Genomic DNA, 22,767 nt, shown 5'->3' on the forward strand with positions numbered 1-22,767 from the left:
AAAACCTCAGTATTCGGCAAGAAACTGAGGTTTTTGTTTAGGCGGCACCAAAGGAGCGGGATCTAGCAAGAACAGTTAGACAACGAAAAGTAAACGAATGTCATGATTACGTAGCTTGAGATTTACCAATCGCTCCTGCTTTAGCCAGCGCACCTTTAATGCTTTCAGCAATGGCCGCAGCAAAATTCACCGCCACGGCATTGCCAATCATTTTGTAGCCCGCCCCAAGATCCTTGTAAATAAATTCAAAGCTGTCCGGAAAACCTTGGATTCGAGCGCATTCTCGAACACTTAAACGGCGATATTCGTGCCCATCCACAAAGACAAATTTGTCGGTTTCGACTTTCTGCATTTTCGGTGCACTAGGATGCAACGGTGCATGGCGTCCACCCGCTTGAATCGTAAATGAGGGCTCATCCCAAGTACGTACTCGGTTTCGACTCATAAACATGCTTGAAAAGCCTCCCGTCATGTATTCATGATTAGGAATTGCAACCTCTGGATTAGGCTTGGACTTTGCTATAGCAGGGACGGCTAATCCGTCTATATCTTTCAGGCAATCTTTTAAACTTGGCTTATATTCGTGTGGTTCAGGAAAATGATAATCGATATTGAGATCGGAGCGAAAGCCGATGAATATCACTCGCTTTCTATCCTGGGGAACATCGTATTCTGCAGCATTCATCAACTTAAAATGAAGATCGTACCCTGCTTCTCGGAACGTTTCTTTTATGTTTTCGAGTGCTTGTTTATGCCTTGGCGCCAGCATCCCACTCACGTTTTCTGCTAGAAAAAATTTCGGCCTTTTATCGGTAAGAATACGAATGAACTCGTAGAACAACTGCCCGCGGTGATCGTCTATTCCACGCTTGCTGCCCGCTTCACTCCAGCTTTGGCATGGTGGACCACCAATTATGCCATCGCAGTCTGGTACTTCTTCGCTTTCAATATTAACGATACTTCGACGATCCAGCTCAGTGGATGGGTGATTATGCTCGTACGTATCCCAGATTTGCTTATCGTACTCATTGGCGAAAGGGATGTGGAATCCCGCTTTTTCAAAGCCAAGATCTAAGCCACCAGCTCCACTGAAAAAAGAAGCGACCGTTAATTTCATTGATGCACTCGTTTGGTATCGGTTATGACAAGATTAAAGCATTTTACTGTACAAAACGTCAGTAAAAAGGGCGGGGATTATACCATATACATTCATTTTTGTGAGGAACAATGGTAGGAGAGGCAAGGGTAAAAACAAAAAAACGCCAATAAGTCATTGGCGCTTTTTCATAAGTATTAAGGCAAATATAAAAGCGTGGTCCTTTTCACTTAAGCCGTATGTTTCTACTCGCCTGCAATCTTCATGGATTCAATTAAAATAGACCCTGTTTGAATCTGAGAACGCGTTTCCACATCACTACCCACGGCAACGATTTTCTGATACATGTCCACGAGATTACCAGCAATCGTCACTTCAGATACTGGGTACTTTATTTCCCCGTTTTCAACATAAAAACCAGCCGCGCCACGAGAATAATCGCCAGTTACAGAGTTCACACCCTGCCCCATTAGCTCGGTGACTAAAAAACCCGTACCTAACTCTTTAAGCATGGCATCAAAGCTTTGTCCCGTTGATTCTACAAACCAGTTATGAATACCACCAGCGTGCCCTGTTGGTGTCATGTTCATTTTACGCGCGGCATAGCTCGTCAGTAGGTAAGTAGATAGAACACCATCCGTAATGATTTGTTTGTCTTGAGTAAAGACACCTTCGTTATCAAACGGGCTTGAAGCTAAGCCACGAAGCATATGCGGTTTTTCGTGAATGTTAAACCAAGATGGCAGAATCTGTTCGCCTAACTTGTCCAACAAGAATGAAGATTTTCTGTAAAGATTTCCGCCACTGATAGCCATCACAAGGTGACCAATCAAGCCAGTTGCAACATCCGCAGCAAACATAACGGGCATTTTCCCAGTTGGTAAACGCTGTGCATCTAAACGGCTTATGGTCTTTTCAGCCGCTTTTAAGCCAACCGTTTCAGGTGACCATAAATCTTCTTTTCGGCGTGAAACAGTGTAGTTGTAATCACGCTCCATATCGCCATTTTCACCCGCACCAATCACACAACAGCTCATGCTGTGTCTGCTCGAAGCATAGCTAGCCAGTAAACCGTGGCTGTTGCCATACACTTTTAAGCCATAATGGCTATCGTAGCTTGCGCCGTCACTCTGCTTGATTTTGTCGCTGTAACTGAGTGCCGCTTCTTCGGCTGCAATAGCGAGCTTAGCCGCTTGGTCTGGTTCCGGTTCGTCTGGGTGGAAAAGATCCAAATCAGGGATGTCCTTAACCATCAATTCTTTAGGCGCAGGACCTGCACAAGGGTCTTCAGATGTGTAGTTTGCGATATCAAGCGCTGCCATCACTGTCTGTTGAATTGCTTTTTCACTCAAATCAGATGTCGAGGCACTGCCTTTACGCTGGCCACGATACACAGTGATGCCTAAAGCACCGTCACTATTAAATTCGACATTTTCAACTTCACACATGCGAGTTGATACGCTGATACCGGTGCTTTTGCTAATAGCGACTTCAGCAGCGTCTGCCGTTCCTGTCGCAATTTCCAATGCTTTGCTGACAGCTTCCTCTAATTCCAACTTTTGTTGTGCGATTTGCGCTTTTACGTCCATACCGAAATAACTGTTGTTTAAGGGATTATTGATTAAGGATAACAAGGTTTTCGCTTTCGCCCCATAATTCTTGTTAAAATAAGCGATAATTGAACACTGATATCGAAGTAGGCAGACAGAAATGGCACGTAAAAACCAAAAAGCGCCGTGGGAAGAGGAAGAAGAAATCATCTGGGTAAGTAAATCCGAGATGAAGCAGGATATGGAAGAACTGCAGAAGCTAGGTGAAGAACTGGTGGAACTAAAACCGGCGGTATTGGAAAAATTTCCACTCAGTGAAGATCTGCGAGACGCCATCGCAGACGCGCAACGTTTCAAAAATGAAGCCAAACGTCGTCAGCTTCAGTACATTGGAAAACTGATGCGTACAGAAGATCCAGAGCCTATTCAAGCCGCATTGGATAAAGTTCGCAACAAGCACTCCCAAGCCACTGCGGAATTGCATAAATTGGAGCAATTGAGAGATCGCGTTATAGAGGAAGGCGATAGCGCGATTGCGGAAGTGTTAGAGCGATTCCCATCTGCAGACAGACAGCGCTTACGTCAGCTTTCTCGTCAGGCAAAAAGGGAAAAACAAAACAACAAACCGCCAAAATCCTCTAGAGAGATTTTCCAAACTCTAAAAGTACTTTTCGAAGAGACAGAATAGAGACACAAAAAAAAGCTGCCTAGGCAGCTTTTTTATATCTAACTGGTTTATTTCTACAACTCGGTCACAGCAAACAAAGCAAACTGCTATCCCGAGTTCAGGTTAAGTCATTTACTCTGTACCACCAACAGTGATGGAATCCAGTTTCAGTGTAGGTTGGCCGACACCCACTGGCACGCTTTGCCCAGCTTTACCACAGACACCAACACCACGATCTAAGGCAAGATCATTACCAACCATCGATACCTGCTGCATCGCTTCAATCCCTGAACCAATAAGCGTCGCACCTTTAACTGGTCGAGTAACCTTACCGTCTTCAATCAAATACGCTTCTGACGTTGAGAATACAAATTTGCCCGAAGTAATATCTACTTGTCCCCCACCAAAGTTAGGGGCGTAAAGGCCGTTTTTCACCGTTGAGATGATTTCTTCAGGAGAATGTTCACCAGCCAGCATGTAAGTATTGGTCATACGAGGCATTGGAAGGTGCGCGTATGATTCACGACGACCATTACCCGTTGGTGCAACCCCCATTAATTGGGCGTTGTGCTTATCTTGCATGTAGCCTTTTAACACGCCATTCTCAATAAGAGTGTTGTATTTGCCAGCGACACCTTCGTCATCAACGTTCAAAGAACCACGCAAGTCGGGCAAGGTTCCATCATCAACAATGGTGCAATGTTTTGATGTGACTTGTTCACCCACTTTGCCCGAAAACACAGAAGAAGCTTTCCGGTTAAAATCACCTTCTAATCCATGACCAACCGCTTCATGTAGAAGAACGCCCGGCCAGCCTGCCCCTAAAACAACAGGCATGGTACCAGCAGGAGCTGCGTCCGCTTCTAAGTTAACCATAGCTTGACGAATGGCTTCATCCGCAAAATCAAAAGCACGCTTTCGACCACCTTCTTCTTGAAGGAAAAACTCATAGCCATATCGACCACCACCACCAGAACTGCCACGCTCTCGACGATCGCCTTTCTTCGCCAATACACTGATAGACAATCGAACGAGAGGTCGAATATCCCCAGCATAAGTACCATCTGTCGCGGCTACCAGCATCTGCTCGTAAACGCCACTGATGCTAACCGAAACTTCTTGTATCAAGGGCTCTTTAGTACGAATGTACGCATCGAGCTGCTTTAGCAACTCAATTTTTTGCTGCTTCTGCAAACTTTCTAGCGGATTAACTGAACGGTAGAACTCCGGAGCTTGGTTGCGAGAAAACGCTTTAACTGAACCCGTTTGGCCTTGAGATGCGATACCGCGAGCTGCAATTGCACTTTGCTTTAATCCATTAAGGTCGATTTGATCGGAGTAAGCAAAACCCGTTTTCTCTCCGGTGATAGCACGAACACCCACACCACGATCAATATTAAAAGAGCCATCTTTTATAATACTGTCTTCCAGAACCAGAGATTCATGCCAGCTCGACTGAAAGTACAGATCAGCATAATCTACATCTCGGCTGGCAATCAGACCTAATGTCTCAGCAAGATCTTTCTCAGTGAGACCCGTAGGTGCCAGTAATTCTTGTTCAATTTGATTTATTGTCATTTGATCGGCTCTTTCTTCATTACGTTGCTAAAGCGATTGTGCTCTATCAACGGCATATTCTTTCTGATTGAGGCAAGCTGTTCTAAATCCAGCTCTACCAATAATGTTCCTGATTCTTGTTCTAATGAAGCGATGACTTCACCCCAAGGGCTTACCACCATTGAGTGTCCCCAAGTTTCACGCCCACATGCATGTGTTCCGCCTTGGTTTACTGCGATGACAAAGCACTGAGTTTCTATGGCTCTCGCTCTTAACAGAATCTCCCAGTGCGCCTTACCGGTGACGGCAGTGAATGCGGCGGGCACAAATATAATATCCGCACCTTGGTTTCTAAGTTCGCTAAATAGAGAAGGAAATCTTAAGTCATAACAAATTGTTAGACCAAGTGTAGCAGAGGGCGTATCAACTAGCGAAATCTTGTTGCCGTAGGCAAAGGTGTCGGATTCGCGATAGTTCCCCTGTTTGTCTACGACATCCACATCAAATAGATGAAGTTTGTCGTAGTGAGCAACGCATTCACCTTTTGGGTTATAAAGCAATGACGTTGTCGTGATACCTTTGGTTTGTTGAATTGGAAAACTGCCAATATGGAGCCAGACACCATAAGTCTGAGCTAAGTTCTGAAAAGCTTGTTGAAGCAACCCCTCCCCTAGCTTTTCGGCAACGGAGTGATACTCGTCTCGACTACCAAATACGAGTGCGTTTTCAGGGGTAGAAATCAGCTCTGCCCCCTGTTTGGCCAATGATTCAACCCCTTGCTCAATAATGTTTAAATTATGCTGAGGCAAAGCGTTTGACGTCATTTGAATCAGTCCTACTCGCATGTCCTTCTCCTTAGGTTTCAAACCTCAAACTACAAACTTAGTTTTGAGAGGTGTTGTCAGGTACCGTATATTCACCCTTACTTCTAGATATCTCCGTTACGCTTGGGTTATCCAATGCCCCTTTCACTGCATAATTTACCTTGGTAAACACTTCCACTACTGGAGATAGCGCGGTGGTTATCGCAAAAACATATATAGCGGTTTGTGGTGCCACTGCAAACGCGGTAATGACGGGAATACCTGATGTTAGATCGGGTACAAACTCTACTTCAGCATCCACTACTTGTGTTTCTAGGTTTGCTAATCCTTTAATTGACATGCGTCCTGCTACAGCATCCATCTCAATATCATTAGTAACAAAAATACCGTTCTTCACTTCACCAGATCCCGTAATGCTATTGAACGCCATCCCCTTATCAAACACATCACTGAAATCGAGCTGCATTTTACGAATAATGGAGTCTAAGCTGAACAGCCCAAGAAGACGCGCTGCACCACTCACATCGGATATTACACCTTTCCCTAGCTTAGAGGAGATGGTTCCATTCATAGAAGTCATTTGGGGCAACCAAGGTGCGCCATTCCATTCAAGATCTGTCTCCACGTCAAATGGCGCCTTTTGAATGCCGGAAGTAATACCGAAACGTTCCATCACTTCTGTATTGTTCTTACCAGACATCACCATTTTAAATTTAGAGCGACTTTGGTTCTCTTTGAGCATCCACCAACCGGAAGCCTTAAACTTATTGTCGCCACTTGAGAAGGAAATATTCTTCCATTCAAGACGATCGCCTTGCCTTAAAAAGTCCACATTGACCTTTCCGATCTTATAGCCTTGTAACCAAAAGTCGTCTATTGCCAACGTTAGGTTGGGTACCGCGTCATGAAATACTCGGTCAAAAGGTCGAATCAGAGGTTGGGGTTTTTCATCATCCAAAGCGAGTGGCTCAGGGTCTGTCGATTCATCGAAACCAGGGATATAGAGTTGCAGTCTATCCAGTGAAACCGTTAAATCATACGGTTCAAGGTAGCTTGCTTGACCTGATATCTCAGCCCCCTCCGCTTCCATCTTCCAGCCAAGACTCTTCTTGCGAGCGCTAAAGTTTAAATCATGCCATTCGACCCCGGCTAACGTCAGCGCTTTGCTCTCCACTTTAACGCTTTCTGGAACGGGGATTTTAGGCACATCTAATTCGCTCACTAGCGGTTGGGGACCGGTGACAGGTCCCAAAAAGAGCTCTAACCAATGATCCAGATTGAAGTTATCACGACGCACAACCGCACTGTGACCAACAATGGGGCTTACTCGGAATGCGCCACGCCCGACCACTAGGTGAGAGGCTCCGAATTCGGGTCTTTCATTGCTAATATCAATTTCAGCCTGATATTTAAATTCAGGAAGCTGTAAGCGTGCAGAAATGGTTTCTTGGTTACCAGAGGCTTGTAGCCTAGCACTGCCTTTCTCACCCAATGCTTTACCGAGAGGCTCTGGATATTGGCTGGCAATAAATTGAGTTTCCGCTTTCACATCAACCTGATAGGTAAAGCCGACATCGTTAATTTGCAAATCAACATCCATACTCCACGGCGCATGACCTTGTACGCGCTTCAACCACGTTTCGCCTACATACGGCACCAATGGTTGTACGTCCCAATCCCCAAGAACATCGATATTTACGTTGTAGTTCTTGCTCTGAGTTTGCCCTAAAAAGTCCAGAGAAATAGGCTGCCCTAAGAGTTCCGCAGATAGACCAGAGGACCGAACCACATCATTATCAAATTCGATTAAACCAGATGCATTACTTAGCGTCATTGAGGGTGTTTTAATATCAACTTGATTATCTGGTAGTTTTGCCCAGCCCCAAGCCCGAGTATCGCTTCCATCAAAAGGAATCTTTAGTTGAAAATCCGCATCAACCAAGCCTTTAACTTGAACGGCAGTTAAAGCGGCACCAACAGAATCAACCAAAGGTGTGGCCATCATGTAATCACGAACGGCATCACCTTTACCTCTTGCTGTGGCTTCTATTTCTATATGACCATTTTCCGACAACGACGGGATTCTTCCCGTAATTCGACTCGCCTTCACATCCATGAGTGTCGCGCTTCGAGAATCCATAAACATGGCTTCATTTTGGAATAACAAATCAAGCTGAAGGTTCTTAAGCGGCGGCCACGCCGTGTCAAAACTAAACTGCGACTGCTTTAAATTTACCAGTGCTTGGAACATGCCATCATTGTTAGAGTATGGGAATCGATCCAAGCTGCCATACCAGAGCAACTTAGATGTGCTCGCTTTACCTGCTTGAATCGCTGTTGATAGGTAATCCGTCAATTCCGTACCTAACGCCAGAGTTGGCAGATAGCGCCACGTTTCACCTGCGTTGAAGGCATCAGCTTCGGCATAAAAAGAAAGGAATGGGCTTTTCCCTTTAGGGAAATCCAATTTAAAGGCACCTAATACTTGGAGATCAGGTGTTGCTGCTGTTACTTTGTCTGCCCATAGGCTCCAACCCCAATCACCCAGATCTTTCCATGTGATGTCCACTTGGGCTTGGCGAATTTTGAGCGGGGCTTGAAATACATCACCATAAGGCAATTCATCATCAATCAAAGAAACACGAGCATTGATCTGCTCTAGAGAACCAGACACTTGAGCACTTAGGTGATGCAATTCAGGTAACAGCTCCCACTGTTTCATTGCTCCATCTTCAAGAATGGCAGAAAAGCGCATGCTCGACGGATCTTTGCCCATGGATACACGAATGTCTTCTACTCTACCTCCGAGCTGAACGGTATCCAGCCACCCGTTAAGCTTATCCGACTCAGGCATCAAGTGAACGAATGGCGTTAAAGTTGCGACATTGACTTCAGATACATTTAACTGCCAGTTTTCTTTGTTGAATTTAAATACCGCATCCAACAAGGGCCAAGGTGTATCATCTGTTCGGAGTCTAAGTGAGTGGGCATTCACTTGCCAGCCTGAGCCTGATGGAGCCATGCTAACAATACCGTGCTCCAGCATTAAGCTATGCTGCGCTTCCTTATTCCAACTGATTTCGCTTGGTAAAATTTCTAAGTAAGCGTTTTTAGGTTGCCCTTTGTCCAACGTAATCCAAGAATTAAAGCTAGCGTGCCCCTGAGCAATGCCTACTTTGTCTTTCAAGTACTTTGTAAGCCAAGGCGTCACTTGAAGGTTTTCGGCACTAACGAAGAAATCACCACTGATTCGAGACAAATCTCCCGACTCGGTAAAATCAGCTTTCACCGTTAGGCTATTTATGTCGTCATCTGCAATGCCAATAACGCCATCAGCCCGATGCTGGTTTCCAAAGTTCTGCCACTTTAAATGCTCAATTTCCAACGTTTTTATATCGCCGGTAAACGTCTGGTAAGTTACGTTTGAATTGGCAATCGAAAAATCGTTCAATTGGCGCAGAAGTAAGTGTTCAATGTCGCTTAAAACACTTTCAGATGAAGGGGAAGATACCTCTGGCTTTCCAATAGCTTGGTTGCTTTCTTTCAACCATTTAATGTGCTGAATATCTAAACTCAGCCCATCAACACGTAACGTCGACACGACAGGGGTTAGTTGGCGAAGTGAGGCAAAAATGTCTAGTTCTATTTCAGCTTCTCGGATAAGGATTTGGGTTTTATCTTCATCTGGAAGAATGGCTTGCAGGTTTTCTAATGCAATGAAAGGGTGAGTATTTTTCCAGTAGCCACTGACCTTTTCACTTTGGAATTCGATTCCCGTGGATTGAGAAACCCACGTTTCGATATCAGCTTGATACTTATCTAAACGAGGAAGAGAAACACGCAAAACAGTAACGGTGATCGCAAGGATCACCATTACGGTGACTAAACTCCAAATGAGCGTGCGCCAAAGTAGAGATGGCAGAAACTTCACTGTTGCTCCATTTACATCATAACGACATCAAATTGTTCCTGGACATACAGTGGTTCAGGTTGAATTTTCACTTCTTTTCCAATAAAGACTTCAAGCTCTGCCAATGCATGTGACTCTTCGCCAGTCAGAGTATCTGAAACGGCAGGAGACGCATACACGACAAATTTATCAGCATCGTAAGCGCGGTTTACACGAGTCACTTCACGCAGGATCTCATAACACACCGACTCGACCGTTTTCACTGAACCACGACCTTTACAGGTTGGACACTCGGAGCACAGAACATGTTCAATACTTTCGCGAGTTCGCTTACGTGTCATTTCAACCAAACCCAGCTGTGTGAATCCGTTGATGTTCGTTTTAACTCTGTCGTGAGCAAGCGCCAATTCCAAAGAAGTGATCACTCGCTTACGGTGTTCATCTGACATCATGTCAATGAAGTCGATAATAATGATGCCCCCAAGGTTGCGTAGCCTAAGCTGACGAGCAATCGCTTGAGTCGCTTCAACATTCGTATTGAATATGGTTTCTTCCAAATTTCTGCGACCAACAAAAGCTCCGGTGTTGATATCGACTGTTGTCATCGCCTCGGTCTGATCGATGATAAGGTAACCACCGGACTTAAGCTCAACTTTTCTGTCTAAAGAACGTTGAATCTCATTCTCGGTATCGTACATATCGAAAATGGGTTTATCGCCTTCGTAAAGCTTCAGTTTCTCATGCAGCTCTGGCACGAATTCCGATACGAATTCTCTAAGGTTTTCGTATACCAACCTTGAATCGACTTGAATGCTATCGAGTTCTGTTCCAACAAAGTCTCGTAGAATTCTCTGAGCTAACCCCAGTTCACCGTATAGCGTTGAACGAGTTTTGTATTTCTTTCGGCGCTCGATGACTTTCATCCATAAACGCTTTAGGAAAGCGGCATCTTGAGACAATTCTTGCTCATCTGCCCCTTCTGCAGCGGTACGGATGATAAACCCACCGTGTTCATCGCAATAACTGGAGACCGTTTTTTTCAATCGTTCGCGTTCATCTTCACTTTCTATACGCTGAGATACACCCACGTGGCTTGCGCCTGGCATAAAGACTAAATAACGGGAGGGAAGCGTGATGTCTGTAGTAAGGCGGGCACCTTTTGTGCCAAGCGGGTCTTTAACGACCTGTACGACAATGTCTTGTCCTTGGCGAACCAGCTCAGAGATATCTCTGACTTGGAATTGCTGCTTTTCATTTTCAGCAACACATTCTGTATGCGGAACGATATCAGAAGCATGGAGAAACGCGGCTTTTTCCAAACCAATATCGACAAATGCTGCTTGCATTCCTGGCAATACTCGGCTCACGCGTCCTTTGTAAATATTGCCTACAATGCCTCTTTTCGACTCACGTTCAATATGAACTTCTTGTAGTATTCCACCTACAATCATCGCCACTCGAGTTTCGCTCGGAGTAACGTTTATCAACAACTCTGCACTCATTCGTGTGCCTCAAATTAAATTAGAAAAACTTGTGCAAGAGCTGGTCAGTTTCCATCAATGGTAGCCCCATAACGGCATGGTAACTCCCTTCAATGCGAGAGATAAACTTCCCACCAATCCCCTGAATTCCATAACTGCCAGCTTTATCGCACGGTTCGCCTGTTTCCCAGTAACTTGTTATTTCTTGTTCTGACAGGGATTTAAACCATACGTTTGTTTCAACAAGTACAGACTCACTGCGAGTTTTGTCTAATACAGTCACGGCGGTTAGCACCTGATGACTGCGTCCTGACAAGCGGCTCAACATAACTCGTGAGCTTTCAAAATCTTCTGGTTTCTCTAGCGCTTCACCGTCAACAACAACAATGGTATCAGAGCCAATAACAATATCGGCTTGTTCAGTCATCATTAGACCGGCCTGCGCTTTTTCTTTAGCAAGTCGAACCACGTATTGGGAAACGGACTCACTGACGCTTTTTTCTTCTATGATATCTGGAGAAACCGTATCAAACGGGTAGCCCAACTTACCAAGTAATTCTTTTCGTCTTGGTGAGCTAGAAGCTAAGGTTAACCTGCGCTCTGTCTGGGACATACCTTTTTCCTTATCAATTACCGAATATGCCAATGGCGTCTCACTCGACGCAGCAAAAGGAATATCCATGGCCACAAAATACAGTTCACTACCGCAGCCCAAAGTGACAATGGGTTAAACGTGACATCCTGAATGAGGTATTCACCAAAAAACTCTAGTAATTCAGCCAATGCCGTCAGCGCACCAATAATGATGGCTTGCTGCCACAGTGCCATATTTCGTAAAACAAGAAAATTCATAGCCACTAAGTAAACGGTGATTGACATCATCATGCCACGTATACCTAGGGTGGAACCCAGTAGCAGATCCCAAATCAACCCAAGTACTAACGCTGTACCTACATTGACTCGATGTGGCAAAGCCAAGACCCAGTAAAACACGATGAGCAACAACCATGCAGGGCGGAATATTTCAAACATCCCCGGCCAAGGAATGGATTGAAAGACCAAAGCTATAAGGAAAGTCGCCCAAATGACCATGCGCCCCTTTAGAACACTATTCGCCATCACTCACCTCACTGACAGATTCACTGGTATTTCCATGGTCCACTGGCTGAATATCTTGTCTATTTTCACTTGGCCAAACCAATAGCAGATAACGTAATCGGTCAAACGCCACCACAGGTTCAGCAGTGATCGACGCGAACGGACGTCGATTATCGCGCTCAACAGTGGTGACGTAACCAACCGGGTAGCCTTCAGGGTATCGATCGCCTAGACCAGAAGTGACCAGTAAGTCACCCTCTTCAATTTCTGTACTGCTTGGGATATGTTCAAGCTGTATGGTATTGATGCTCCCGTTACCCGAGGCAATAACACGAATATCATTTCGTACCACTTGTACGGGGATGGAGCTGTTGGTATCGGTGATCAGTAATACGCGGCTATTGTGAGCGGCAACAAAGGTTACCTGACCAACAATGCCTTTCTCGTTGATAACAGGCTGACCGACATATACCCCATCAATTTGACCTTTATCGATCACTACTTGGTGGCGATAGGGTGAAGAGTCCACAGCCATTACTTCCGTCACTACCTTCCTTTCATCACGAATAAAAGGGGAGCCTAGTAACTTTCTTAAGCGTTGGTTTTCTTCACGGTACTGATCAAGTAGAGTCAAATTACTTTTGAGCCTGAGAACTTCTCGTTTCAATGCTTGGTTAGACGTGAGCAAGGTTTCGCGCGTGTTCATTCGCTCGTACATGCCATCAAACATGGTACGAGGTAAATTCGCCAAGTATTGGATTGGCGCAACGGAGCTGTTTAAGAAATAACGTACGCTGGAAAATGTGTCTAAACGACTATCAGCCAGCATAAGGCTGGCTGATAGTATGACCGCAAAAAACAGACGCAGTTGCAGGGATGGTCCCCTGCCAAATATCGGTTTCATCGCTGTTTACCCGAAGTTAAAAGCAGCAAGGCTTACTCTTCGCTAAACAGATCGCCGCCATGTACGTCGATCATTTCTAGCGCTTTACCGCCACCACGAGCAACACAAGTCAGGGGTTCTTCTGCCACAACAACAGGAATGCCTGTTTCTTCTGTCAGAAGACGGTCCAAATCTTTCAGTAGTGCACCACCACCAGTAAGAACCATACCATTTTCAGAAATGTCAGAGGCCAATTCTGGTGGGCATTGTTCAAGTGCAACCATAACAGCAGAAACTATACCAGTTAGAGGTTCTTGAAGTGCTTCAAGGATCTCATTGGAGTTCAATGTGAAGCTGCGTGGCACACCTTCTGCTAAATTGCGACCGCGCACTTCGATTTCTTCTACTTCATCGCCAGGGTAAGCGGAACCGATTTCGTGCTTAATTTTTTCTGCTGTCGCTTCACCAATCAAACTGCCGTAGTTTCGACGAACGTAATTGATAACGGCTTCGTCGAATCGGTCCCCACCGATACGAACAGAAGAGGAATAGACCACACCGTTAAGCGAGATAACGGCAACCTCTGTTGTACCACCGCCGATATCGACAACCATTGAACCAGTTGGCTCTGACACGCGTAAGCCTGCACCAATTGCTGCCGCCATTGGCTCATCAATCAGATAAACTTCACGTGCACCCGCCCCAAGAGCAGATTCACGGATAGCTCGGCGCTCAACTTGAGTAGAACCACACGGTACACAAACCAAAACGCGAGGGCTTGGTTTCAAAACGCTGTTGTCATGCACCTGCTTTATGAAGTGCTGAAGCATTTTTTCAGTAACATAAAAATCAGCAATAACGCCATCTTTCATAGGACGGATTGCTGAAATATTGCCCGGAGTACGACCCAGCATTTGTTTCGCTTCGTGCCCTACAGCTGCGACACTTTTTGCGGTACCAGCGCGGTCCTGTCGAATGGCCACAACGGAAGGTTCATCAAGGACAATGCCCTGACCTTTTACGTAGATAAGAGTATTGGCTGTACCTAAATCGATAGAGAGATCGTTTGAAAACATGCCACGAAGTTTTTTAAACATATTCTTCGTTCATCCTGCAAGCATTAAGAAGACATAAAATTGCACTAAATGTACCAATGCCTTGCGTTATCAGCAAGGCATTGACATGTAAACATGGGCTGAATCTCGCTTTTTCTTGCAGATTCTTTACTTAAGCCCTCATTTTTAATGTTAAGCGGTGAAAACCTCAGTTTTATCGACCAGTGATTCTTGGCTCTCCCCGGTAAATAATCCGGTCATTTCCTCGGTAAGTTCCAAAAGTGATAACTGCCGAAGGTATTTCATCCCCAACTCCTCTCCAATTGTATTTCAACCAATCTTGGTTTCCTGAAGAGCTCCAACATTCTATGTTGTTATCCGTTGGGTTTATTTTTCCTATCTGCCCAGTACCAATTCTTAACCATAGGCGCACTTGTTCTCTTATGGTGGCATTTTGTTTCGCAATTAGCTCATCACTCTCACCATGGGAAACTCTGCCAGATTCATTGAAACTCGCCGTTGAAAGCTCACTGCCTAGACTGTTCCATATTGTTTGACGGCAGAATTGATTTCCGACGAAGCTACTTTTGCTGTCGTCATTATTAACAACAAACTCTTCACCATTCCAAAATTCAGTACGCATGGGGACAGATACTCGACCATTCGATTGTGTACCCAGATCTTCCAAAATCATTCGACCATATCGAACATCTGGCTGTTGAGGTAAACGTATACGTTCTTCATCCGAGTTAGCGGAGAAACTCACAGGATCCACACCGCTGATTTTCAAGTCTATCTCTGTCGCGGTTGAATCAAGCACCGCTAAAATTCCGGAGTAATTAAACAATTTATCTGGATAAGTTTGAGTGCTACTCACCATTAAACGTGACCAAGTGACATCATCCGACGGATTGAATCGCCACAATGCATCGTTGCCCCACAACCCACTTCCGAGGTCGGAATCCTTAATAGAAAGCCGGTCTGCATGTTCTCCCACCAACGAGAAAGAGGCTTTTAAATGCTGGCTGTAGTGTTCTCCATAATTTAATGTCGGGAGAGGTACATTTCTTTCAGTCATAGCTGACAACGCTTTTACTTCAAAAACTACATCTTCGAAAGGCTGGTTCATGTAAACAAAGTTATTCTGCCCAGTAGGGTAAATAAATTCTGCTTTTTCAAGAGAGAAGTGAGATGGATAAAAGCGACCAATGGGGTGTTTAATAAAAGGCACAGACATACCATTTAAGTAGTTGTTCTTTTCAACCCACATCTGAATGCTGCCTACTTCAGACCATCTAAAGCTTTGATCAGAAATCCCCCGTTCATTGAAATTCACGGATATAGGTAAATAACCATTACTTGAGTTACTTATCTGATTTGCCATCTCAAGTATCCCTTTATGACCCAAGGAAGGAGTATGAAGGTCAAAATGCACATCAGCAGAGACTTCAAAACCGGTCACACTGTCTTCTAAACACAATAGCGGATCCATGTAACCGCCATCAGGAACACCATCATTATTAGTATCAGCGCTGGAATACCAGCGTAAAGCCCTTAGTCGCGAATCCACAAAATTACCTGAGCCAGTAAATTTATAACCTCCACTTGCGGTACCAGAAGGAAACAACTGAAAAGAGCCACCTTGTGGAGCATGACAAATTGATAAAGCGAAAGGACGGCTATTTATGGTGGCGCTTCCTGCTAAACCAGACCACGAAGGCATGCTGACTTGTGATGGTTGCCATTTCGCATCCGCCACATGGAGCTTGAACTGACCAGCTGACGAATAAACACTATCTAAGACTGCAACACCCTTATCAAACTGAATATTGGGTACAGTAGCTCCGGCAAGTGGATCGCTTCCTTTCGGAATGTCAGTATTGTGAACAACAAGAGAATTGTAGCTATTGATAAGTGATGGGGCAATCAGCTCATAGGACATGTTCAAGGACTGATGCCCGGAGTAATCTTCAATCGTCTGACATTGCCTAGGATTCGCTGCATTTGATGCGACTGCAGACACTTTAACACTAAAGGGACGACTTGCGACTTGCCCTTTATTGTCGTCGACTCGGTTTTCATCGGCAACTTTAAAACCATACGGAACAAATTGATATGGTCCGGCATCCGCAGACACATTGGTATTCTGAAGTAGCTTCCCTTGAATGTGGACGGGAGATAAAGAGGTACTGGACAAAGTTTTCGTCACAATCGCGTCTTGTCCTGCTACAAATTCATGCAGGAAAGGTGTCGTACAACGAACAGGGTCAGAATCGGAAAGCCAACAAGATTGCCCTGCAGCATTATTAGGAATGTCTACGCTAAGTGTGCCCGAATAGTTATTAAGTAGCTGCTTTGTGGCTTTATCCACCAATTTAAATGTTACTGGGATCCCGTCACAGGCAAGCCCTGTGGCAGCATCGGGTGTAATCACTAACTCGGGCTGTGAGAAACATTGGCTTTCACCGGTGATTTTGGCGCTATTCGACATGTTCAAATTCAGTGCGGTTACAGCACCATAAATATGAACACTATTGGACAGGTTAACCGTCGCTTCACTGTAAATAAGCCCTTTAAGTTTGTCATTTTTAGTCAAACTGATAACACAGCCACCAGCGGGACAAGATCCACCACTCTTTTCCGGATTGTACCCCACAATAAATAGGTGATCAGGATTACCCATATTATTAAACTTGGAGTCGTTAGAAAGTGTTAATCGCTGAACGTGCAGCACCACTTTTCCTTGAATGTTAATTGTTGTTTTACTATTGATATCTAGATTTTCAAAATAGTAATGACCCGATTGAAGAGTCACATTGGAACGCCCGATATTCAGTGTCTTTGATCGCAGTGGCGATAACGTGACCGTTTCGTCCCAAATATTAGAGATCGACGTATTGAGTGAAAAGTCAGGCAGTTTATCCATAGAAACCTGATAATTGGCATCATTGGCACAAGTACCACCATCACAGTTTGCTTGGTTGTTAAAGTTAGCGGATGAGAAACCAACGGTACGCTGACCATTGATCAATCGAGCATTTAAAATAGAAGCATCATTGGACATAGCAATATGACTGTTGCGACCCTCTTTCCACCCTTGAGCAGCAGACGGAAACAGTGTGCAAACATTAAATCTTGGAGTTGGAATATGTTGTTGTCCAAAAGCAAAATACCCCACCTCTTCATCCACATGTGACCGCTTAGAATTTGACCCAGATTCCGAAAGATCTTCGTCAATGACAAAACTCACTTCGTAATCACCATCATCGTCATCACTGGAGTCATCCTCACTGGACAATTTACAACGCCGCAGCCATCCACCATGACTACCACTTCGTTTTTGTTTATTAGCAATGATACCTGGCTCTGTTTTGTAGCCATGTTCGAGTTCTTCCAGGTCATTACAGGCATCTTGTATCGGAGTATTTCCACTGTGCTCATTAACCTCGACTTTTCCAAATTCGTAATGGACACCATTGGCTATACCTTTCCCTTCATCACTGACCAGGAAAGCGATTTTCTCTGTATTCGTAACGGGGGTATTTCGATTCACTCGAGTTAGCTCTAAAAACAAATCAATTGAATCGTCTTTAACGTTTTTGATACCCGCAGTCATCCATCGATTCGTTGGAGAGTTGATTTGTGCTAACGCAATAGGTTCATCAAATGTCGTATTTGAGAAGGAGGAATAATTCACTTTCACTTTATTGGGTGTACTGCTGGTTTGATCACCACGATACGCTTGTGTGTAAACATAACCTGCAACTACTTTATGCGCTTTGGTATCATCATCGTCGTCGTCATCGTCATCGTCGCTTCGACTCACAAATGTTGCTGTACCCGGTTCAATCACCATATAGCTTATTGAGTCCATCAGTACTTCATCCATACCATTGTATTCAGCAGCAGTGGGGGCGGTATCCTGAATAAAACTGAAGGACTGTTTTGTAACCGATGTAACGGATAACGCAGCAGGCTTATCGTTGTCGGCATTACTTGAAGCGACAGTTGGCATCAAAAATACCAATGGCTCCGTTCGATATTGTTTCGTAAATCGAATACTGCAGCCATTCTTACAATTCGCACCTTGTAAACGACCAAATTCATACTGGGCATCGTCATAGCCCATTTTTACGCGGGGAAAGGGAGGGCAATTTCGCCCCTTAGAAATACGGAAATTATCTGCAGAAAATTGGTTTCCCAGCACGCGAAGATTCAAAAAAGGGTCGCTAGTTGAAACGCCAACAGCCGTTGTTAGGTTAAAGTTCGTCTGCTCTTTTTCTTTAAAACCATCAACAAAGTACTTTACTGTACCCTTGATGTTATTTTGATTGTTTTGATCAGGAATAAACTGAACTTTGTACTGCCGTACTTGAGGGTCGGTAACATGCCGCGACTCATAGACAAATGGACTGTACCGTTGGTATGTGTTGTCATCCGTCCAAAATGGATAAAATCGAGTACCCTCTAAACGAGCTCGATTACTGCCATCTGAGTCCATATTAAAAACAAAGCAAAATCCATCGTTCGCATTGATGCTCGTTCCATTAGGCACTTCTGTCGCTGCTATCGAATGAAGTGGAAAGAGGATTAAAAGCAGAAACAAAGGCCACTTGGCTTGAACCAAGCGAAAAGCATTCAACATCATGAGGACTATTCCATGGCTTTAGCCCAAACTTCCTGTTCTCGGCTAACTTCAAAGGTATTGCTTCCGCCACATACCGCAACGGAACTGATTCTATAGAATGTTAAGTCACCCGACCCACTTTGAGCACAAGTGATGTTTAATGAAGAGCACGGAACATTAGAGTTTATGCGCAACGCATCTTCAGCTGCATTTGCAGCAGTATTTAAATTCGTACAACGAGAGGTTAACTGAGATGTCCCCGCACTTTCATTTAATGGGTACATGTAGGTCAAGCCCCACTCGTTACCGGAGTGAGCCAAAAACCACGCTTGTGTGCCAAGCACCTCACGAGTCAGAGTATCTTGGTTTGACCACTCCAAACGAACTAAAGTTAGCCCAAGCATCCCCATCACAACAATAACAAAAATGGCAATAATCAGCACGCTGCCTGTTTGGTTCTTTTTATGGGACATTAAGCACCTGCACATCATGATTGTAGTGACTTTGCTCACCATCGCTTTCGAATAGAATATCCATGTGGACTAAGCCACCACGCTGTAATGACATTCCATCGACAGCGAATGCCGCGCTGGTGGCATTTTCGCCTACCTGAACGACAGCCTCAGCATCTCGAGTAATTAGACCTGTTCCTGTATTCACGCAGTACTCGACTTGCTCCGAGGGTATGTAAATATAGTGTCGGTTGGCAATTGAGTTGCTCGAAAATGACGCAGAGAGACTGTAGATTGCACCGCTTAAACTGACCCCAGTTAACAATACTGAAGCAGAAGAAGGAGCGACCAAATCCGATATTTGACTTGGATTAATCACCAAACGGGCTCCAGCGCTGATTGCAGCATTCATGTCCGTCTGAGTAAAACCGTCATTGCCCACAATAAACTGCAACGTATCAGTGCCACCGCTTATCGAATCAATTATCTGGTAAAAGCCAGAATATCGAATTGGATAGAAGGATACGCACGAGCCGCCACTTGAAGTCGCCAAACTATTGGGTACAGCATGCCTTATTTCACGAGACATTTTTTCAATAACAAATCGCGCTTGATTGTGCAGAGCTTGCCTTCGAGTCGTGTCTGCATAACCTTGAGCACCAATCTTTACGAATCCAGCAATGCCTAAAAACATGATAGAGACGATCAATATCGTGACGATCATTTCCATCAAAGTGAACCCTAATTTTTTCATTAGTAGTTCCCCTTGTAAGCACTGAATCGAAACTCCCCATACTGCCCTGCAATTACCGTTAAGGTAATCCGCTTATATCTATGTAGAGAGTCGGCAAAACCCAGATCACTGCTTGGAACGTACACGACGGCTACTTCAGTTCTAAAGTTTGGATAGTCGCTAGCAATGTCAGAGCCGAAAATATCATTGAGGCTACCGCGAGCACTCAGTACACATTCCGACGCGTTATTATTGGTATGCCAGCACCCGATGTAATCATCAACATCATTAAACGTTGCTGTTGTTTCTCCAGTTTCTGGGCCTAACGTTACCGTACAAGTTGGAGCCCCAGTTTCATCGCACCGAATGATACTGCCATTCGGGTCACTTTCATGGTCAAACCCTCTCGCTAGAATTTCAGTCATGATACTTTGAGCCAAAATAGACGCTCGAACTTCATATTGTGAATACGCGGAGTTTTGAATACGAGGAAAAAGAATGGAGAGTAATACCGACATCGAAATGCCTAAAACAATAATGGCGATAATGCTTTCAACCAGTGTAAAGCCACGTTGTTTAACAGCCATAGACAAATCCTTCGCTGTTAATGCAAACTTGAGCCGATTCTACACCGTTGGAAATGCCAATAGAAATATTGCCCCCAGCAACAGGCGTGGTACAACCAGAAATACACGTTGGTACACCTAATAGATCAAACTCGACGATCATACTTGCAGGTGTAAAAGAAAAGGTTTGATCTTCAATGAAGACATAGTTGCTTCGGTTATCCGAAGTGCACCCAGTACCAGAACCTAAACAATTGCCTGAAACCACCAAGCGGTATTGGCTTTGATCGCCAGAGTAATCAAGAGAAGGTAAATTGGATTGCATTCGACCAAGCTGAATTTGCCGAATAATAGAGATGGATTGTTCTTGAGCAGCGAAAGTGGAGAAGCCAGAAACCCCTACATACTTGCTGGCAGCGTAGGTGGATATGATACCTAAAAGCACAATGACCACCACGAGCTCTGTAAGAGTAAACCCAACTTGTGAAGAAAACCGTTTATTGTCCACACCACTAACCATGAGTTCACATCGCTCCGAACAAAAGCAAGAGAGCTTTCAATTGGTATCCATTAACCAACAATAGAATTAACCAGAGGTTAGAAATTAACCTCTGGTATTTTGATTAACAGCCTGTAGCTACGACCGATATTGTAGGCGCACTACTAGAATTTGCAGCTTCGGTGTAGGAAACATAGCAGTTTGTACCAACTATTGCTGGGGCATCCGCATGTGTCGGGGAAGCTTTGAACGTTGCATAGTAAGAAGCTCCTGAGACGTTTGTATCCCAATCAGCAGGCAAACCTTCAACAGCAAGCTGGATACCATCTGTTGCAGCAGTAGGGTAACCAAAGTGAGTGTTAATACCACTTGCAGCAGGTGCTGTTGCAGCACCTTTACTGACGCCCTCTTCACCTTCAATGGCAGACTTGCCATAAACAATACCCGAAGCACCACTCATTGCGCCTTTTAAGCCCTGAAGAGATGATTCTCGAGCATCGCCCTGAAGGTTTAAAAACTTAGGTGCAGCGGTTACCGCCAGAATACCCAAAATAACAATTACAACCACTAATTCGATTAGGGTGAAACCGCCTTGTCTTTTCATAGTCACTTCTCTCTATGTTTAGATATTAACGCTGTAACCAATTCAGTTACTGCAATTCTACGGTCACACGACCAGTTTTTATTTCATACACAAACTTATGATCACTGCCTTCTTGCTGTACATAAGAACAAGTGTTCTCAGAACTGTTTGCTTCAGCAGTGTATTTTAAATCAGCGAGGTTGCTGCTTGCTGCATCCCCAACTTTTGGTGAATTTTGTAGCAAATTTTCCATCAAATTGACGCAATCAGATGAAGAGATAGCTGACGGAGCAGCCGTTTGACCCGTTGTTTTTAAAGCAATCGGATAGCCATCTCTAAACGAACTGTCATTACCATCGTCATCAAACGAACGGGTTAGCCAGAACTCCACACCATCATACTCAATGTAATGTTGCTTGCTATTTCCAGTCCCCACGCCCGGTCTGCCTTTCGCTTCCCACTGCGCTCGCGCTGAAAGAACACCAGTGGCATAGCCACCAGCAACCGCTTCAATGCTTGCTTTTTTGGCTTCATCTGTGACATCTAAGAACTTGGGCAATGCCGCCGCCGCTAGCAAACCAAGAATAACAATCACTACAACCAGTTCTACTAATGAAAAACCGAACTGCTTTTTCATTTCTTCACCTATTTTTTTACTCATTCCTGAGTGATTTCATTATATCGCACGCCGACCAGTAAGACTATGCTTTAGGTAGTTTAACTGCCTATTTTATAGTACTTATTGAGAGCTTCTTCTCATTCAAAACTAAGTCCAGCACCATTTCTTCATTAAATTTATATCGACAATGGTATGTCGGATAACCGGAGAGCATTTGTATGTCAGGTGCTGATAAATACGTACTTCCTAATCTAGGATACAATGTTTCTAGCCACCATTTGCAGTTCACTGCATTTCCATGCAAAGGTAATACCCATCCATTATCATCTAGCCGAACTTTTTTACCTTCATACTCAATAAAACTGGGCTGCTTACTGATAACCCATTGCTGCCTATAGGCATTTGCGCGCTCAGTAATTTGGTTTTCCAGCATCAAAAAAGTGGTATCTGAAGCTTCATCGTCAATTTTTTGCCAATTGAAAACCAAAGTGGCAAGCAAAATGCCTACTAAAAATGTCCAAATGGCGAATGACGAAACAGCTTTAGCCTCCATGTTAATGCACCCAA

General features: G+C 44.4%; 19 protein-coding genes. 1 reads left to right on the forward strand and 18 read right to left on the reverse strand.

The window, feature by feature from the left end:
• Window positions 1–106: 106 nt before the first annotated feature.
• Both VPNCDNU1_RS09045 and pmbA read right to left on the reverse strand, forming a co-directional pair.
• Complete coding sequence (locus tag VPNCDNU1_RS09045) at window positions 107–1,117, reverse strand: DNA cytosine methyltransferase (RefSeq protein WP_104400042.1); 1,011 nt, start codon at window positions 1,115–1,117, stop codon at window positions 107–109.
• Window positions 1,118–1,341: 224 nt separating this feature from the next.
• Window positions 1,342–2,685, reverse strand: coding sequence for a metalloprotease PmbA (gene pmbA, locus VPNCDNU1_RS09050; protein ID WP_104400043.1), 1,344 nt, complete (start codon window positions 2,683–2,685; stop codon window positions 1,342–1,344).
• Window positions 2,686–2,806: 121 nt separating this feature from the next.
• Between pmbA and yjgA the strand changes: the two genes are divergently transcribed.
• Entirely contained in the window at window positions 2,807–3,334 is a 528-nt protein-coding gene (yjgA, locus tag VPNCDNU1_RS09055; protein WP_101113389.1) for a ribosome biogenesis factor YjgA, read from the forward strand.
• A gap of 111 nt (window positions 3,335–3,445) precedes the next feature.
• Here yjgA and tldD read toward each other — a convergent pair whose 3' ends face one another.
• From tldD to VPNCDNU1_RS09135, 16 genes are all read right to left on the reverse strand, one after another.
• Complete coding sequence (gene tldD, locus VPNCDNU1_RS09060) at window positions 3,446–4,891, reverse strand: metalloprotease TldD (protein ID WP_104400044.1); 1,446 nt, start codon at window positions 4,889–4,891, stop codon at window positions 3,446–3,448.
• Window positions 4,888–5,715, reverse strand: coding sequence for a carbon-nitrogen hydrolase family protein (locus tag VPNCDNU1_RS09065; protein WP_104400045.1), 828 nt, complete (start codon window positions 5,713–5,715; stop codon window positions 4,888–4,890). Before VPNCDNU1_RS09065 ends, tldD begins: the two co-directional genes overlap by 4 nt.
• A 37-nt stretch (window positions 5,716–5,752) precedes the next feature.
• Window positions 5,753–9,625, reverse strand: coding sequence for a YhdP family protein (locus VPNCDNU1_RS09070; RefSeq protein WP_272897565.1), 3,873 nt, complete (start codon window positions 9,623–9,625; stop codon window positions 5,753–5,755).
• Window positions 9,626–9,636: 11 nt separating this feature from the next.
• The gene (rng, locus tag VPNCDNU1_RS09075; protein ID WP_101113392.1) at window positions 9,637–11,106 is read right to left on the reverse strand and encodes a ribonuclease G; all 1,470 of its coding nucleotides are present in this window, start codon (window positions 11,104–11,106) and stop codon (window positions 9,637–9,639) included.
• Window positions 11,107–11,125: 19 nt separating this feature from the next.
• Window positions 11,126–11,698, reverse strand: a complete 573-nt coding sequence (locus VPNCDNU1_RS09080; protein WP_104400046.1) for a Maf family protein — start codon at window positions 11,696–11,698, stop codon at window positions 11,126–11,128.
• A 17-nt stretch (window positions 11,699–11,715) separates the two neighbouring features.
• Window positions 11,716–12,204: a rod shape-determining protein MreD gene (gene mreD / locus VPNCDNU1_RS09085; protein ID WP_104400047.1), complete on the reverse strand. Its 489-nt coding sequence runs from the start codon at window positions 12,202–12,204 to the stop codon at window positions 11,716–11,718.
• Window positions 12,194–13,087, reverse strand: a complete 894-nt coding sequence (mreC, locus tag VPNCDNU1_RS09090) for a rod shape-determining protein MreC (RefSeq protein WP_104400048.1) — start codon at window positions 13,085–13,087, stop codon at window positions 12,194–12,196. Before mreC ends, mreD begins: the two co-directional genes overlap by 11 nt.
• A gap of 32 nt (window positions 13,088–13,119) precedes the next feature.
• Window positions 13,120–14,163 carry a rod shape-determining protein gene (locus VPNCDNU1_RS09095; RefSeq protein WP_101113396.1) on the reverse strand — a complete coding sequence of 348 codons (1,044 nt, stop codon included), beginning with the start codon at window positions 14,161–14,163 and terminating at the stop codon, window positions 13,120–13,122.
• Window positions 14,164–14,335: 172 nt separating this feature from the next.
• Window positions 14,336–18,769, reverse strand: coding sequence for a DUF6701 domain-containing protein (locus VPNCDNU1_RS09100; RefSeq protein WP_104400049.1), 4,434 nt, complete (start codon window positions 18,767–18,769; stop codon window positions 14,336–14,338).
• A 5-nt stretch (window positions 18,770–18,774) separates the two neighbouring features.
• Window positions 18,775–19,221, reverse strand: coding sequence for a hypothetical protein (locus tag VPNCDNU1_RS09105; protein ID WP_104400050.1), 447 nt, complete (start codon window positions 19,219–19,221; stop codon window positions 18,775–18,777).
• On the reverse strand, window positions 19,211–19,954 hold the full coding sequence (locus VPNCDNU1_RS09110; protein WP_104400051.1) for a PulJ/GspJ family protein: 744 nt from the start codon (window positions 19,952–19,954) through the stop codon (window positions 19,211–19,213). Before VPNCDNU1_RS09110 ends, VPNCDNU1_RS09105 begins: the two co-directional genes overlap by 11 nt.
• Complete coding sequence (locus tag VPNCDNU1_RS09115; protein WP_104400052.1) at window positions 19,954–20,520, reverse strand: type IV pilus modification PilV family protein; 567 nt, start codon at window positions 20,518–20,520, stop codon at window positions 19,954–19,956. The genes VPNCDNU1_RS09110 and VPNCDNU1_RS09115 overlap by 1 nt, the downstream gene beginning before the upstream one ends.
• On the reverse strand, window positions 20,510–21,007 hold the full coding sequence (locus tag VPNCDNU1_RS09120; RefSeq protein WP_167404755.1) for a type II secretion system protein: 498 nt from the start codon (window positions 21,005–21,007) through the stop codon (window positions 20,510–20,512). Before VPNCDNU1_RS09120 ends, VPNCDNU1_RS09115 begins: the two co-directional genes overlap by 11 nt.
• Before the next feature lie 115 nt (window positions 21,008–21,122).
• Window positions 21,123–21,602: a type II secretion system protein gene (locus tag VPNCDNU1_RS09125; protein ID WP_104400054.1), complete on the reverse strand. Its 480-nt coding sequence runs from the start codon at window positions 21,600–21,602 to the stop codon at window positions 21,123–21,125.
• A 46-nt stretch (window positions 21,603–21,648) separates the two neighbouring features.
• The gene (locus VPNCDNU1_RS09130; protein WP_104400076.1) at window positions 21,649–22,218 is read right to left on the reverse strand and encodes a prepilin-type N-terminal cleavage/methylation domain-containing protein; all 570 of its coding nucleotides are present in this window, start codon (window positions 22,216–22,218) and stop codon (window positions 21,649–21,651) included.
• 88 nt (window positions 22,219–22,306) lie between these two features.
• Window positions 22,307–22,753 carry a hypothetical protein gene (locus tag VPNCDNU1_RS09135; RefSeq protein WP_104400055.1) on the reverse strand — a complete coding sequence of 149 codons (447 nt, stop codon included), beginning with the start codon at window positions 22,751–22,753 and terminating at the stop codon, window positions 22,307–22,309.
• Between the last annotated feature and the right edge of the window lie 14 nt (window positions 22,754–22,767).

This window comes from Vibrio penaeicida (genome assembly GCF_002933855.1).
Classification (GTDB): domain Bacteria; phylum Pseudomonadota; class Gammaproteobacteria; order Enterobacterales; family Vibrionaceae; genus Vibrio; species Vibrio penaeicida_A.